Source organism: Butyricimonas muris (genome assembly GCF_046365375.1).
Taxonomy (GTDB): Bacteria; Bacteroidota; Bacteroidia; order Bacteroidales; family Marinifilaceae; genus Butyricimonas; species Butyricimonas muris.
Genome location: NZ_JBKEIT010000001.1, coordinates 331,244 through 346,676, shown reverse-complemented (window position 1 = coordinate 346,676; position 15,433 = coordinate 331,244). Strand labels below are relative to the sequence as shown.

The 15,433-nt window shown below is 44.3% G+C and carries 10 protein-coding genes; 3 read left to right on the top strand and 7 right to left on the bottom strand.

Translation table 11 applies throughout. The features are described from left to right. Nucleotides 1–85 precede the first annotated feature (85 nt). Nucleotides 86–1,645 carry a peptide MFS transporter gene (locus ACK8P8_RS01395; RefSeq protein ID WP_227214869.1) on the top strand — a complete coding sequence of 520 codons (1,560 nt, stop codon included), beginning with the start codon at nucleotides 86–88 and terminating at the stop codon, nucleotides 1,643–1,645. A gap of 717 nt (nucleotides 1,646–2,362) precedes the next feature. On the opposite strand, the gene ACK8P8_RS01390 is transcribed toward ACK8P8_RS01395, so the two are convergent. The 3 genes from ACK8P8_RS01390 to proS all read right to left on the bottom strand — a co-directional run bounded on the left by ACK8P8_RS01390 (nucleotide 2,363) and on the right by proS (nucleotide 6,133). Further along, nucleotides 2,363–3,235 (bottom strand): DUF3078 domain-containing protein, encoded by an 873-nt coding sequence (locus ACK8P8_RS01390; RefSeq protein WP_227214870.1) that lies wholly within the window; start codon nucleotides 3,233–3,235, stop codon nucleotides 2,363–2,365. Nucleotides 3,236–3,331: 96 nt separating this feature from the next. Beyond that, nucleotides 3,332–4,555 (bottom strand): peptidase T, encoded by a 1,224-nt coding sequence (pepT, locus tag ACK8P8_RS01385; protein WP_292269050.1) that lies wholly within the window; start codon nucleotides 4,553–4,555, stop codon nucleotides 3,332–3,334. Between the two features lie 102 nt (nucleotides 4,556–4,657). Further along, the gene (gene proS / locus ACK8P8_RS01380) at nucleotides 4,658–6,133 is read right to left on the bottom strand and encodes a proline--tRNA ligase (RefSeq protein WP_099292710.1); all 1,476 of its coding nucleotides are present in this window, start codon (nucleotides 6,131–6,133) and stop codon (nucleotides 4,658–4,660) included. A 256-nt stretch (nucleotides 6,134–6,389) separates the two neighbouring features. On the opposite strand from proS, the gene ACK8P8_RS01375 reads away from it, so the two are divergent. Together ACK8P8_RS01375 and ACK8P8_RS01370 are read left to right on the top strand one after the other, a co-directional pair. Further along, nucleotides 6,390–7,577, top strand: a complete 1,188-nt coding sequence (locus ACK8P8_RS01375) for a hypothetical protein (RefSeq protein ID WP_369860037.1) — start codon at nucleotides 6,390–6,392, stop codon at nucleotides 7,575–7,577. Further along, nucleotides 7,498–9,102: an OmpP1/FadL family transporter gene (locus ACK8P8_RS01370; RefSeq protein ID WP_410025430.1), complete on the top strand. Its 1,605-nt coding sequence runs from the start codon at nucleotides 7,498–7,500 to the stop codon at nucleotides 9,100–9,102. The genes ACK8P8_RS01375 and ACK8P8_RS01370 overlap by 80 nt, the downstream gene beginning before the upstream one ends. Nucleotides 9,103–9,173: 71 nt before the next feature. Here ACK8P8_RS01370 and ACK8P8_RS01365 read toward each other — a convergent pair whose 3' ends face one another. From ACK8P8_RS01365 to ACK8P8_RS01350, 4 genes are all read right to left on the bottom strand, one after another. Beyond that, on the bottom strand, nucleotides 9,174–9,785 hold the full coding sequence (locus ACK8P8_RS01365) for a porin family protein (RefSeq protein WP_369860036.1): 612 nt from the start codon (nucleotides 9,783–9,785) through the stop codon (nucleotides 9,174–9,176). 90 nt (nucleotides 9,786–9,875) lie between these two features. After that, on the bottom strand, nucleotides 9,876–11,465 hold the full coding sequence (locus tag ACK8P8_RS01360; protein WP_369860035.1) for a S41 family peptidase: 1,590 nt from the start codon (nucleotides 11,463–11,465) through the stop codon (nucleotides 9,876–9,878). A 95-nt stretch (nucleotides 11,466–11,560) separates the two neighbouring features. Beyond that, on the bottom strand, nucleotides 11,561–12,049 hold the full coding sequence (locus tag ACK8P8_RS01355) for a metallophosphoesterase family protein (protein WP_227214880.1): 489 nt from the start codon (nucleotides 12,047–12,049) through the stop codon (nucleotides 11,561–11,563). Between the two features lie 290 nt (nucleotides 12,050–12,339). Then, entirely contained in the window at nucleotides 12,340–15,414 is a 3,075-nt protein-coding gene (locus tag ACK8P8_RS01350) for an SbcC/MukB-like Walker B domain-containing protein (protein WP_369860034.1), read from the bottom strand. Nucleotides 15,415–15,433: the final 19 nt, after the last annotated feature.

Genomic DNA, 15,433 nt, shown 5'->3' with positions numbered 1-15,433 from the left:
GATAAAAAAATAAATTATATTTGCGTGCTGTTAGCGTGAATGAAATAATTTTAATATTAATCAATACGAATCAAAAACAAAAGTTATGTTTAAAAATCATCCTAAAGGGTTGCTTACCGCGGCTCTAAGTAATATGGGAGAACGTTTCGGCTACTACATCATGAATGCCGTACTCGTGTTGTTCCTATGTTCTAAATTTGGTTTGAGTGAAGCTGCCAGTGGTACTATCTACTCTTTCTTTTACGCCGGTATATACATTTTAAGCCTTGTCGGAGGTCTTATTGCTGACCGCACGCAAAACTACAAGGGTACCATTAAGACCGGTCTTGTAATTATGGCATTAGGATACATTATCCTGTCCATTCCAATCCTCGCTACCGCGGCAAACACGACTTGGTTGTTGACGCTCACTTGCGTTGCCCTGTTTCTCATTGCCTTCGGTAACGGTTTGTTCAAAGGTAACTTGCAAGCTATCGTGGGTCAAATGTACGATAACTTCGAGGCTGACGCCGCCAAACAAGGTCCGGAAGCTCTCAAAATCGCGAAAGACAAGCGGGATTCTGGATTCCAAATCTTCTACGTGTTCATCAACGTGGGTGGTTTGATAGCCCCGTTCATCGCTCCGGTTTTACGCCAATGGTGGTTGGGAACAAACGGATTCACTTACAACGCGCAACTCCCGGCACTTTGCCACGAGTATATTAACAACGCTGCCGCTATGGCACCGGAAGCTCTTGCCAACTTACAACAACTTATGGTTGCTGCCGGTGGAGCCGTTTCCGACCTGACCGCATCTTGCAGCCAATACCTGCAAATTTTCAATGAAGGTATTCACTATTCATTCATTGCATCTGTTGCAGCCATGCTTATCTCTCTTGTAATTTTCTTTATTTCACAAAAGACTTTCCCGAATCCCGCGAAAAAAGCTACAACTCAAAGCGTAGACTACACCCCGGAGGAGAAAGCTGCTATGGCTAAAGAAATTAAACAGAGAATGTACGCGTTATTTGCTGTTTTGGGTATAGTTATTTTCTTCTGGTTCTCATTCCACCAGAACGGTATGTCACTTTCATTCTTCGCCCGCGACTTCGTGGATTCCTCTGCAGTCGCTCCTGAAGTATGGCAAGCAATCAACCCCTTCTTCGTGATTGTCCTTACCCCCATTATCATGGCTATTTTCGGGGCTCTCGCGAGACGTGGTAAAGAAATTTCAACTCCTCGCAAAATCGCTATCGGTATGTTCATCGCGGGTATGGCCTTCTTGTTCCTTGCAATTTTCTCCTTGATGAAAGGTTATCCTTCAGCAGATTCATTCAAATTACTGCCTATCGCGGAGCAAATGGCAAGCAAGGCTCACTGGTGGGTTCTTATCGCCACTTACTTCTTCTTGACAGTTGCAGAGTTGTTTATCTCTCCTCTTGGATTATCCTTCGTGTCAAAAGTTGCTCCCAAGAGCATGCTCGGTTTATGTCAAGGTCTATGGTTAGCGGCTACAGCTCTCGGTAACCTTCTGCTTTGGATTGGTCCCCTTATGTACAACGCATGGCCAATCTGGCAATGCTGGACTGTATTCTTAATCGTATGCCTTGTATCCATGGGCGTTATGCTTGGCATGGTGAAATGGCTTGAAAGAGTTACAAAATAAGCAACAACTTTATTCATACAAAAAGAGGCTGCACGATGCAGCCTCTTTTTGTATCTTTATAACCGCCGTAACTGTTACGGCGGTTACAGAATAATAATTATCATTGTTGGCTTTCCGGTTCGCATGAACAAGTGTAATCCTATTGAAGAGCCACTGTAAAACCGCAGTAAAGTTACCTTTCTTACCAATATCGCTCCGTTCGTGCATTTATGTTGCTCCATGTAAGATAGGGGCAACATAGATGCACGAACACCTCAAGCACGGTAAAAACAGTAGCTTTAGGGTTATTTCTCTTCAGCTTTGCGGTTAAAGTAAGGATAATTAAACACAATTATTGGACTAATCAAGCCACTCCCTTGTATTTAGATTGCTCTAAAGGACAGACATATTTAATAAGAGTACATTATTGCCTTACTTCCCTATGATTATTCATTCAGTTCATATCGTCATTCTCGTATAGAATTAATAGGCTTTTTCGATGCGGCATATAATAAAATTCCTTCACCTACTGTTTCAATTGAAAGTCTGCAAGAAACAATTGAGCTATTGCAAGAAGAAAACAAAAAACTAAAAATAGATTTAGCAGCATCTAAAGCAAAATTGAAAAACATTTCAATGATTATAAATGATATAAAAGAAGACTAGAAAAAAACGTGGAATACGGTGCCTTGCAAGCATTCCGTATTCCACGTTTACACAAAATCTTGGTTAATCTTCCTAGAAATGAATCTGCAACCCCACTCCCAACACTTCTTTAAACTGAACCCGCGGTCCGGCGGTTCCGTCTTTCTGTGCGATCTTCACGTCATTATCATACAGCAAGTTGGTAGACAACGTGGTTGAAAACCATTTATTGATAGCCATATTCAACTGCACGTCCCAACGGACATCAATATTCTGCGGATCTTCCAAGTAATTGGAATACAATTCCAAACGGGAATAAATCGTCATGTTCTGCAAAAACTCGTAGTTTACTTCGGCCTTCAAGTTGGCACCGAACTCTGACAACAGATGTTTTCCCTTGTCCACGCCGAAAGCACCTTCATCCGACAGGCGTTTATTTGCCACGATAGTTCCCCGCCACGAAGCAGGAGTAATGGTCGCCGTAAATATTTTATTCGGACTCCACGTGGCACCGACTCCAATCACTAAATACCCGGGCGCCAAGAATTTAGATATAAAATCAGAATCCTCGATGTTATAATCATAACCCTTGGCAAACTGCGTGTTAAAGTTCAACAAGGCACTCCAGTACCAAGCTTTATACATCTGATAACCGTATGTAGAGGCGAAATAGATCTTATCGTTTGTCTTCCGGGCGCTTTTCCCGTCATTCTTGGTCAAACCGTATCCCAATTCCAAACGATTTTGCCATAATTGACGATCGCGTTTAAAATCGGCACTGTACGTTATCTGGCTATCGAATGCCATCGCAGACTCACCTCCGGCAGACCAACTACTCAAGCTAACCTGTGTCAATTTCAACCCGAAATATCCCGCTTTAGTCCAAGCCGTATCCCTTACGGGCTGCGCATCCAATTGCCCCCATCCCAACAGGAACAAGGCAATACATAAAAATCCTCTCATCATATTCTTTTTAAATAATTCGTGATATAATTCTACAAAGTAACTTTATCACATGAAACGTGAAACAATGAAAATTTGTTACACGTTAAGTTCATAAACTCAAACTTTAGCACAAAATTCGGATATCTTCACGATCAATTTAACCGCATTCTCCATGGACGACACGGGAATATACTCGTAACGCCCGTGAGAATTATGTGCCCCGTTAGACAAATTCGGGGTGGGCAATCCCATGAAAGACAATTTCGAGCCGTTAGTGCCTCCCCGGATAGGCACAAACAAAGGTTTGATGCCTAACTCCACCATGGCTTGTTTGGCGATATCCACGATGTACCGTACAGGTTCAAGTCGTTCTTTCATGTTCGCGTACTGATCCTTCATATCCAACAATACCGGCAAATCGTATTTTCTGGTAAACTCCCGAACACCGTTCTCGATTACCCCTTTGCGCCACTCGAAAGTTTCTCTATCAAAATCACGAATCAATATTTCAAGTACCGTTTCTTCCACGGTTCCTTTTATGGAATAAATATGGAAAAAGCCTTCGTAACCGGAAGTATACTCGGGAGCTTCCTTTTTCGGCAGACTTGCCATGAACTCGTTGGCTACCTTGATAGAATTAACCATCTTGTTTTTAGCGTAACCGGGGTGGAAATTCCTTCCCTTGAACGTCAAGCGAGCCAAAGCCGCATTAAAATTCTCGTATTCCAATTCCCCGATCTCACCCCCATCCAAGGTATAAGCGAACTTAGCCCCGAATTTCTTCAAGTCAAAATGATCTACTCCTTCTCCAATCTCCTCGTCCGGGGTAAAGCAAACGGCAATTCTCCCGTGTTTGATTTCCGGATGCTGAATCAAATACTCCATCGCCGTTAAAATCTCGGCAATACCCGCTTTATCATCCGCACCCAAAAGGGTATTCCCGTCCGTCACAATCAAATCCGTCCCCACGTAATTCTTCAACTCGGGGAAATCATCCGGCGACAAAGTAAACCCTTTTTCTTTATTTAAAAGAACATCTGTACCCTTGTAGTTCTCGATTATCTGTGGTTTCACGTGTTTACCCGTCATATCCGGGCTAGTATCCATGTGGGCGATAAACCCGATAGATGAACACTCCTTGTCCGTGTTCCCGGGCACAAATCCCATCACATACCCGTAATCATCTACTGACACGTCCTGCATACCCATTGCTTGCATCTCCTCTGAAAGGAGATAAGCAAATTCCAATTGTCCCGGTGTGCTCGGAATCAACCCGGTTTCCCGATCCGATTCCGTGTGTATCTTCGCATACCTGAGAAAACGCTCAACTACTGGCAACATAAAACAATTTTAAATTTTAGACTTTAAATTTTAAGTTTTAAATTATCCAATTTCGACTCAGACTGCCATTGCAATCTAAAATCTACAATTTAAAATTTAAAATTAATAAGCTCTCGCTATCAACACCCTCCTGCGCGACGGCTTCCCTGTCACCATGCACTTGCCTTCTTCCTCGGGAGCATCAAACGGGATACAACGAATCGTGGCTTTCGTCTCGTTCTTGATCTTCTCCTCCGTTTCCGGGGTTCCGTCCCAATGACACAAGAAGAACCCGCCTTTCGTGTCAATCAACGTTTTGAACTCCTCGTAAGAATCCACTTTCGTGATCCAATTGTTACGCCGATCCAGTGCCAATTTGTATATATTCTCCTGAATCTCGTCCAATAACTTCTCGATGTGTAATTCAATACCTTCCAAGGGTAACGTTTCCTTGGTCAAAGTATCGCGACGTGCCACTTCAATCGTTCCGTTTTCCAGATCACGCTCTCCCATGGCCAAACGCACGGGAACACCTTTCAACTCGTAGTCAGCAAATTTCCAACCCGGTTTCTGCGTGTCCCGATCATCGAACTTAACCGTGATTCCGGCTTTCTTCAGTTTCTCGATTAAACCGCTAACCGTTTGACGGATTTTCTCCAATCCCTCCATGCTCTTGTAAATCGGAACTATCGCCACTTGAAGCGGAGCCAGTTTCGGCGGCAACACCAAACCGTTATCATCGGAATGAGCCATAATCAACGCTCCCATCAAACGGGTAGAAACTCCCCAAGATGTGGCCCACACGTACTCTTGTTTCCCCTCTTTCGTGGTAAATTGCACGTCAAAAGCCTTGGCAAAATTCTGTCCCAAGAAATGAGAAGTACCCGATTGCAGAGCCTTCCCGTCCTGCATCATGGCCTCGATCGTCAGTGTATCCAAAGCCCCGGCGAAACGCTCCGTTTCACTCTTGTGTCCCATGATAACGGGCATTGCCATCCATTTCTCGGCAAACTCGGCATACACGCGTACCATCTTATGAGCCTCCTCGACAGCTTCTTCTTTCGTGGCGTGAGCCGTGTGACCTTCTTGCCACAAGAACTCGGCAGTACGCAGGAACATACGCGTACGCATCTCCCAGCGCATCACGTTAGCCCATTGGTTACACAAGATCGGAAGATCCCGGTACGACTGAATCCAATTCTTGTAAGTATTCCAGATAATCGTCTCGGAAGTCGGACGAATAATATATTCTTCTTCCAACTTGGCAGCCGGGTCAACAACTACCCCGCCCCCGTTGGGATCATTTTTCAATCGATAATGAGTTACAACCGCACACTCCTTGGCAAATCCCTCCACGTGGTCAGCTTCCTTGGAAAAGAAAGATTTGGGAATCAACAACGGGAAATAAGCATTGCTATGCCCGGTGTCTTTAAACATCTGGTCCAACTGACGTTGAATCTTCTCCCATATGGCATAACCGTAAGGTTTTATCACCATACATCCTCTTACTGCTGAATTCTCTGCTAATCCGGCTTTCACGACCAGATCATTGTACCATTGTGAATAATTCTCTTCTCTTGAAGTTAAAAACTTAGCCATCTCATTATTTTTTGATAAAACAAGCGCAAATTTACAACAAAAACTAGGATTTCCGATTTTTATTTTCTATTTTTATCATGATAATAGGCATTTTGCCTTTTATTCGTGCAAAATGCAACCGACAGATTGACAAGTTTATGACTTGTTAGCATGAAAGTAGGAGAAATAAACATAGCGTGGTACGCAATTTGTTATATTATAGAATAAACCAAGACACTCAAAAATTGTCATACAAGAAAGAAATAAATTTACAGCCATGAAGATAGCGTTATACATTTCAGCATTAGCAGTCATTTTCGGTGCCTGCTCTTCCTCGCAAAATTTCACACGAGCGCAGGAAGACGATATCTACTATGTTCCCGGGCAACGTTCTCTTTTCGCGCAGGAAATCAAGAAGAAAACGGGCGTGGACATCGTAGCGGACAAGAACTCATCTTCCAAAGAGAATACAGCAAACGATAAAGTCTATCCTAAAGAACAAGACAACAGCGTGAATCCTAAATCTCACGCCATAGGAATGGCACGTTACGCTACTGAAAAACAAGTACAGAAAGAAGAAGAAAGAACGGGACAACCCGTGACAAGAATTGAAGTTTCGGAAGGCGACGGGTATTGGATCGGGGGCTTCAGAGGCTCCGATAACGACTTGGAAGAATGCGTGCGCATCATGAACCGTTACCCGGAAGGCTTTGCTTATTTCGGCAACGGGTATGAAATCGCCCAAAACCTGTCATTCAGCTCCGACTGGAACGTTTTCACGTTAAACGGTCGTTACTGGTGGTTCCCCAGCAACTCGAATATTTCATTATATAACGAAATGATCTTCGGTAATTACCCGAAATACATTTGGACAGTAGCATGGAACGATCCCCGTTTCGACAGTTTCGCGTGGAGCAACCGCGTGGCATTCGGTTGGGATCGTTGGGGATGGAGAGGTTCTTTCGGATGGGGTAACTCGTGGGGATGGGATCCTTATTGGAATAACTACGGGTATTATCACGGGTATTACGACCCTTGGGGTTGGAATTCATGGGGCCCAAATTACGGTTACTACCCGGGATGGGGTTATCCGCACTGGGGACATCGCCCGGGATGGGGACACCACGGACCGAACTGGGGACATCATCGTCCGGGTTGGGGTGGTGGTGCAGTGGAAAGACCAACGGCTTCAACAACCCGTTATGCTCCTAAAAAACAGTACACGACAAATCGTAACGCCCGATCGTACAGCACGTACTCCCGCTCTTCGAGAAGTTCCGGCACAACCAGAAGCAGTAGCTTCGACCGCGGTAATTCAGGCTCAACCTACAATCCGTCATACAGTTCCGGAAGTTATTCCAGAGGCAATAGCAGCGGCGGATCATATGGTAGCAGTTCCAGTTCCCGCTCAAGCGGTGGCGGTAGCGGACCAGTTGAACGTACAAACACGGGCAGCAGAAGATAATTCTAAATTAATACTTTTGGATATGAAAATATTATATATACTCCCGGTTCTATTCCTCTTCACATTATCAGCTTCAGCACAAAACGAGGAAGATGCGCTTAGATTCTCCAGAATAGTCCCATTCGGTTCCGCAAGGGTTACTGCAATGGGTGGAGCTTTCACAGCACTGGGTGGTGATTTAACAACCTTATCAATGAATCCCGCCGGTATAGGGGTGTTCCGTAAATCCGAGTTTAGCTTTACTCCGATGATGGATTTCGCCCATGCCAAAACAAAAGGAATTGATAACGAAAAAAACATGTTTATCATGAGTAATGCCGGATTGGTATTATCCTTTAGTCCTAATAATAGAATATTAAAGAATTTCAATGTCGGTTTCAACTACTCGACCTTGAATAACTTCAACAGGAATATTTTCCAAGGATATTATGAAACAGACGGTAATTCATCCTTAGCAAACGTGTGGAAAGAAGAAGCAGACGGAAAATCGCCTCAACAGTTGAACGATTTCACTACAGGATTAGCTTATGACGCTTATATGCTTTATTTAAGCAAAGAAGCTATCGAAAACAAGGATTATAATTACGAGAATCCCATTCGGGAAACAGATCAACTGCAGCACTATAAATACACGAGGGAACGAGGATTCCAAGGTGAATATGCCATATCGCTCGGTGGTAATCTCAGTGATAAATTCTATTTTGGAGCAACGCTCGGAATTCAATCCCTGCACTATAAATCATATTCAGTTTATACAGAAGAGATAATTGGAAAAGACATAACAAATAAACTGGAAAAATTCAGTATGTATCAAGATTTCACATCAAGCGGTACTGGATTAAATTTCAAAGCAGGATTTATATTCCGTCCGATTCCGGCTATTCGTATCGGTGCGGCAATTCACACCCCGACATACTATAATTTAGATGCATTTGCGCAAAATAATGTATCGGCTAAATTCTCTGAACTACCAGTAGAAGATGCAGAACCAAAGCCCGGCTTTGAATATGGATGGACTGCCTATACAGATTATTCATACAAGCTGAAAACCCCATGGCGGGTAATGGCAGGCGTAGCTATCGTTCTCGGGCAACGGGCAATCATTAGTGGTGATTACGAGTACGTGGACTACACGGCAGCAAAATTCACAAATGATGATGCAAAAAATGAATACTTAGAAACCAACAACGCAATCAAAGACATCTACAAAGCCACCCATAATTTTAGAGCAGGTGCCGAGTTTAGACTCAACAGTGTTTTCTGCCTCCGTGGCGGATACGCTCTTTCGGCTTCTCCTTATAAAAAGGGTGAAATGAATGAAGATAATGACATTCAAATATATTCAGGCGGTTTAGGGGTAAATCTCGGTTCATTCTATGCCGATGCCTCTTACATGCACAAGAAGTCAGACATCAACGGGTTGTTCTATTACTATGAAGCACCTTCCGGTGTAATCGAATCCCCGGAATTCAACACGAAATTCAAAAACAACGAATTCAGACTTACATTAGGTTTCCGGTTCTAAATAAAGAGTTGTAATATAATAAAAATGCCGTCGCAAAAATTGTGACGGCATTCTTTTCATATTGTCAGTTCCTAGAACTTCCATCCGGCAGATAACTGGAATACACGGTTTTGGTTATTACCGTAAGTTTTATCCTTTTCAACCACGTTAGTCAATCCCAAATTGTAACGAGCCGATAAAACCAATCCCATATCGAAATCATAGGATAATCCCATTCCGAAACTCAAATCTACCGTATTCAAATGTTTTATAGTGGATTTCGTTTCAGTTCCTCCATGCTTTGTTTTATGCTTTCCATTCAAGGCAAATCCCAATTGCGGACCAAGATCAACACTCAAACCTTCCCACACGTAGAACTTCGCCAAAACGGGAATATTCAAATAATTCACCCTCATCCAATATTTAGTACCTCCCTCTTTCCCTTTATCACCTTGCCGGGAATAGCTCAACTCGGTTTGCAAACCAAATAAATCATTGAACTTGAATTCGGCAAAAGCTCCCACAAGGAAACTCAATTTACTTTTATTCGGGCCATCACTTATACCGGCCACGTTGAATCCGAATTTCGGACCGAAATAAAATTCCGTACCGGTTATACCTTCGACTTTGCTCTTGAACGCGGTCTGAGCATGAACACTTCCTAACGTGACCATAGCGATCACCACTAATAAAAACTTTTTCATTCCATCAAATTTTAGATTATTCAATTACAATAGCTCACAATGTATTAACACTACGTAACAACTCTATCAAAAAACAGACCAAAACAATACTTATTTTATTGTATTATTATAAGTCCCATCCTGTAAAGTCTTTACAGCCGCGTTTAACACTTTGTTCTGCTCATTGGAAATCTTGTATAACTCTGTCATATTCCACAAATCCCGAGCAATCAAGGATTTCACGAATAATTTTATTTCCGGAATAACCGGAGTCAACAGTTTCTCGTCCTTTTTCACACCCTGTTTCTCCCCTTTCTGCACAATCTCGTTCACCATGTCGTCGGTCACTTGAAAATCCTTCTTGAACATCTCAAACTTCGGGTATTTTTTCTTCAAAGCATCCCGGTTCTTATCCACGTAATTCAAAGTAAATTCACCGATAACACCCTTCGCCAACAAACGATTGAAATAACTGTAATTCACGTTCGTATCAATCGGCACGAACACGTCGGGAATAATACCCCCCCCGCCATAAACCAAACGATGCTCCTTCTTCGTGTAGTATTTCGTGGAATCCGTCAACGCGATACTGTCGGCATTCAGCAACTCCCCGTTAGCGTAACGTTCATACAATTCTATCTGATAATCTTTTCCCTTGTACGGTTTTTGGATACACCGTCCGGACGGTGTAAAATAATGGGATATCGTAAGACGAATAGCAGACTTATCTGCCAAAGGGTATTGACGTTGCACCAATCCTTTACCGAAAGAACGGCGTCCGACGATTAACCCGCGGTCCCAGTCCTGCACGGCACCTGCCAAAATTTCACTGGCAGAAGCGGAGTTGCCGTCAAGAAGCACGACAACCCGACCATCTTGGAATAATCCAGCGGGAGTAGAAAACTCTTCAGCCCTGCCATAAGCGGGACTATCCGTGTACACGATCATTTTTCGCCCGTCCAACAAGTGATCGGCAAGACCGATAGCCGCCCCCATGTAACCACCGCCATTACCTTGCAAATCTATAATCAAATCTTTCATCCCTTCTGCCTGCAATTGCTTCACGGCCTTTTCAAACTCCTCGACAGTCGTGGCAGCAAAACGGGCAATCTTGATATACCCGATATTCTTGTCAATCATGTATGCGGCATCGACACTGTAAATCGGAATCATGTCCCGCACGATATTGAAATCAATCCATTCATTCCCTCTCTTCACCTTAACTTTCACCACGGTTCCTTTCTCCCCTTTCAAACGCTTCCTCACGTCCGTGTTACTGATACCGATTCCCGCTATATTCTCCCCGTCAACCTCCGTAATCCGATCACCGGCGAGCAACCCGACCTTTTCAGAAGGTCCTCCCGCGACCACGTCAACCACGGTTAAGGTATCATGAAGCACGTTAAACTGTATCCCTATACCGAAAAAACCTCCTTCCAAAGGTTCATTTGCCTCTTCCAATTCCTCCCGAGGTATATACACGGAATGGGGATCAAGGTCAGCCAACACTTTCACGATAGCATCCTCCGTAATCTTTTTCAAATTAACCGTATCCACGTAATATCCGGCTATCAATTGCATTAATTGTTGATACTTGATAGACTGTTCCCGCACGGCTTGCATATCCCGTTGCGCCGAAACACTTTGCCAACTCAAACAAGCGATTAACAGAGCAACCGCCGATAGTAAAACTCTTTTCATATAATATATATTTAGTATTCTCTCTTTTCTACGAGTAACATTTGCAAATGTAACACTCCGAAAGCATTAATTCTATTAACAGAGTCTTAAATTAATTATTTTTCCAACTCTATCAATTCCAAATTCTCAATCCGATCCCCGTTGATTTCAAAGCGTGCGGCTGTTCTCACGGTATGAAAACCGAATTTTCCCGCCGCACCGGGGTTTATATGCAAACAATCCAATAATTGATCGTATTTCACTTTCGCGATATGCGAATGACCGCAAACAAATAATTTAGGTCGTTCCCGTCGTAAAACATCCGCCGCCTTCTTGTCATAATGACCGGGATATCCCCCGATATGAGTCATCATCACCTTCACCCCCTCGCATTGGAAAACCTCCGTCCCCGGAAACATTCTACGCAACAATTCCCCATCAATATTCCCGTACACGGCACGCAACTTAAACCGTTTCGCTAAAGCATCCGCCACCGCCACATCCCCGATATCCCCACAATGCCACACTTCATCACACGCTTTAAAAAACTCCACAATCTTCGGGTCTAACCACCCGTGGGTATCTGATAATAAACCGACTTTCATATTTTTAAATTTATGATTTATGATTTATGATTTATGATTTTAAACTTCCTCCCCCCTTCGGGGTATTGAGCCCGGAAACCGGTCTCGAACTGGCTCTCGTTCGACAGACAACGAGCAAGCTCTCTGTCTGTTCTCTCTTACTCGCCAGTTTCCCTCTATAAACAGAGGGAGAGCTGAATTACTCACTGTCTTCGGTGAGAGTCACCAACTCCTCCTCTGTTTATAGAGGAGGTGGCAGCCAAAGGCTGACGGAGGAGTTCTTTTCATTTTCAATTTTCAATTCTCCATTTTCAATTGTCAATTGTCACAACGCTTCCCCGTTCCGTCGTGTTCTCCACGAACACGCATACCGGTAATTCCTGCTGCATCTCTTCCACGTGAGAAATCAGACCGACAACCCGATTCTCTTCCCGCAACGACTTGAGTGTTTCAAAAACGACACGCAAAGACTCTTTATCAAGAGAACCGAATCCCTCGTCCAAGAAAAAGAAATTCTGGTCACTCCCCGTCAAATGCCGGATATTATCGGTCAACGCCAACGCTAACGAAAGAGAAGCTTGAAATATCTGTCCCCCGGAAAGCGTGCGGGCGCTACGGGTTCGTCCCTCGTTCATGTAATCCCGGATCACGAAATCATTATCCTCGTCCAACTCCAACTTCAAACGCTGGCGAGTCATCCGATAAAAACGCTCGTTCGCCGCGTTACACAAATTCTGCAAATAAATCGACGACACGAATTTCACGAAATCATTCCCGCGGAACAAACTTTTCAACACCAGCAAATTCCGAAGCCTTGCGTCCAGAACATCCAACTCCTTCCCGATCTTCACCCGTGCCGCAGCACGGTTTTCCATATCTTTGACTTGATTTGCCAACGCGCCATGTTCTGCCAACACTTCTCTCTCCCGTCGCCGATTCTCTTCCAGTTGACGAACCAATGCCTCGTGCTCCTCTGCCCGGTATTCCACCCCGGCAAGCAACTTCTCCAATTCCAATTTTCTTACCTGCACGACGTGCAATTGTTGATTAAATTGATTTATCCTACTTCGGCTGGCAGGTAAATCCAGTTTCTTATTCAGTATTTCCCGCACCGCCGCTATATCTTTATAAACACTCTCCCTTAACAACACGTTCAATTTCTCTTCTCCGCTCTTTTTTTCCTCTTTGAGCAACACGATTTCTTTCTCTTTTTCTTCCGCACCACCTTCCCATTTTCGATACTCGTTCTCCATAAGCTGCAATCGCTCGGTAGCCTCCCGGTAATCTTTTCCCAATTTTTCAAAAACAGTAAGGCATTTCTCTTTCTCTTCCTTCAAACTCTCAAGTCCGGTTTCCATGTACACGGTTACATCAAAGCCTTTCAACTGTTCCCGCACCAATTCCATCTGCGTTTCACGCTGCACCACTTCCCGGTCAATCTCCTCCAACCGTTTACTGTATTTTTCCAGATGACCTCTCTTCAATTCAATCTCCGACTCCGTCTGCTTCACCTCCGCCTCCAACTGTTTCCGTTCATTCCCTAAAGACGCCGCCCTGTCGATCTCTTCCTTGAGATGTCGTGCGTCATCCGGGGCGAAACCCTCCCATACAAAACGGGACAAATGCTCCTGCAATTTATGTTGTATTTCTTCTTGCTTTATCTTCGCCTGTACCTGTCTGTTCAAATTCAAGCGCTTTCGTTCACCCGCGATGGCTAAAACGGAACTCCACCGGTTCAATTCCTCCCGCTCGCGCTCCAACGCCTTGATTCTCTCCGCGGTCAAACGCATCACGCCCTCCATCTCCTCCGCGTGCAAAGGTGCGGGATGTGACAACGCACCACACAACGGGCAAGGTTCCCCCTCGCTCAATTCTTTGGCAAAATCGACTAAACGCTGACGAGTATTCAGATGCATCAATTCATCCCGACAACCCTTTAATTCCCGCTCTATCTGTTGGCTCCTTTTTTCAGATACTTCCAACAACTCTTCTGACGTATCGCTTTCCGCGTCAGCGAAGAAGGAATATTTTTGCTTATGGGACAGAACAACTTCCTTATCTTTCAACAGCTCATTTTCAACCTGCTTCAACTCCTCCCGCACCCGTGTTTCTTCCTCCCGCGCATGATGATACTGGCTATACCACTCCCGAATGTCAGACAATAACTTCATATCCGGGATAGACTGCACCAATTTCTCCAGTCTATCTTTCCGCTCCGCCAATTGACGTTTCAAAACCTCGACTTCCTCTCGTGTGGTAGCCACCATAGCCTCCCCTTTGGCATGCCGTTCCCGTAAATCCTTCTGTTCCACCGTCAAACTTCGCAAGCGAATCACCCCTTCCAACCGCTCCGCCCGCACTTTCAACTGATCCCGCTCCTCGTATCTCAACTTCAATTCATTATATTGTTCTTTAAAACAAGTCAACTCCTGTTGTTTGCCAACCAACCGTTCCCGATACCCGGACAAAGCTTTTTCAGATTCCGCCAAACGGCGGGAACTATCTTCCCAGCGATTGATCGGTTGTTGAAAATATTGCAAACAATACTCGTACTTCTCGACCTGTTTCAATAATTCGGCGATACTCTCTTTTTGTCCCAACAAACCTTTTTCCTCCTCTTCCCGAACACCCCGTTCCTCCACCAGCTGTTTCACTTTTTTCAATTGATTTTCCCGTTCCGTCCCCTCTTGCAACGCCTTTTTCAATCGTTCCGCATCTTCCCGCAATCCCACCAATCGTTTCTTGCTCTCTGCCAATGCATCCTCGCTAACCTCTCCCAATCCGGTCAACTGTCCTTTCAGATCAATCATTTTCTTGTTGGTTTCCCCCTCCAGATAAGCCACCTTACCGCCCAAATCATAACGGCGCAACTCCCCGAAAAGCTCCATCATCATCTCCGTGCGCTCCTTATCCCGAAGCATAAGAAAATCTTGAAACTTACCTTGAGGAATAATCACAACCCGCTTGAAATTTTGCGCGTTAAGCCCTATCGCCGCGATAACATCTTCCCGGGTACACGGCATCCATTCCCCGTCCTTCCGCGCGTGATATAAAAATTTCGGAACAGAGATATCGGTAAACCTTTTCTTGTTCCGCTTACTCTCGACCGTGGCTCTAAAATCCCGTCCCTGTTCGCCCGCCTTGAATTCAAAATCCACGAACAAGCGATCGGACTGAAGATTCATCAAATTATACTTCACCTCGTTGTTCAACCGATCGATCACCCCGTAAATCACGTAAATCATCGCCTCCAAAATCGTCGATTTCCCACTTCCCACCGGACCGAAAATACCGAACAACTTAGCCTCCGTCAGCCGATTGAATTCTATCGTCTGCGCTTCTCTATACGAATATATACCTTCTAATGTCAATCTAACCGGAACCATAATATAATTGAAAATTAAG

What these genes read in the sequence shown, in the direction of transcription:
- ACK8P8_RS01395 (WP_227214869.1), top strand. Translation starts at nt 86, where the DNA reads ATGTTTAAAAATCATCCTAAAGGGTTGCTTACCGCGGCTCTAAGTAAT.
- ACK8P8_RS01390 (WP_227214870.1), bottom strand. Translation starts at nt 3,235, where the DNA reads ATGATGAGAGGATTTTTATGTATTGCCTTGTTCCTGTTGGGATGGGGG.
- pepT (WP_292269050.1), bottom strand. Translation starts at nt 4,555, where the DNA reads ATGTTGCCAGTAGTTGAGCGTTTTCTCAGGTATGCGAAGATACACACG.
- proS (WP_099292710.1), bottom strand. Translation starts at nt 6,133, where the DNA reads ATGGCTAAGTTTTTAACTTCAAGAGAAGAGAATTATTCACAATGGTAC.
- ACK8P8_RS01375 (WP_369860037.1), top strand. Translation starts at nt 6,390, where the DNA reads ATGAAGATAGCGTTATACATTTCAGCATTAGCAGTCATTTTCGGTGCC.
- ACK8P8_RS01370 (WP_410025430.1), top strand. Translation starts at nt 7,498, where the DNA reads ATGGTAGCAGTTCCAGTTCCCGCTCAAGCGGTGGCGGTAGCGGACCAG.
- ACK8P8_RS01365 (WP_369860036.1), bottom strand. Translation starts at nt 9,785, where the DNA reads ATGAAAAAGTTTTTATTAGTGGTGATCGCTATGGTCACGTTAGGAAGT.
- ACK8P8_RS01360 (WP_369860035.1), bottom strand. Translation starts at nt 11,465, where the DNA reads ATGAAAAGAGTTTTACTATCGGCGGTTGCTCTGTTAATCGCTTGTTTG.
- ACK8P8_RS01355 (WP_227214880.1), bottom strand. Translation starts at nt 12,049, where the DNA reads ATGAAAGTCGGTTTATTATCAGATACCCACGGGTGGTTAGACCCGAAG.
- ACK8P8_RS01350 (WP_369860034.1), bottom strand. Translation starts at nt 15,414, where the DNA reads ATGGTTCCGGTTAGATTGACATTAGAAGGTATATATTCGTATAGAGAA.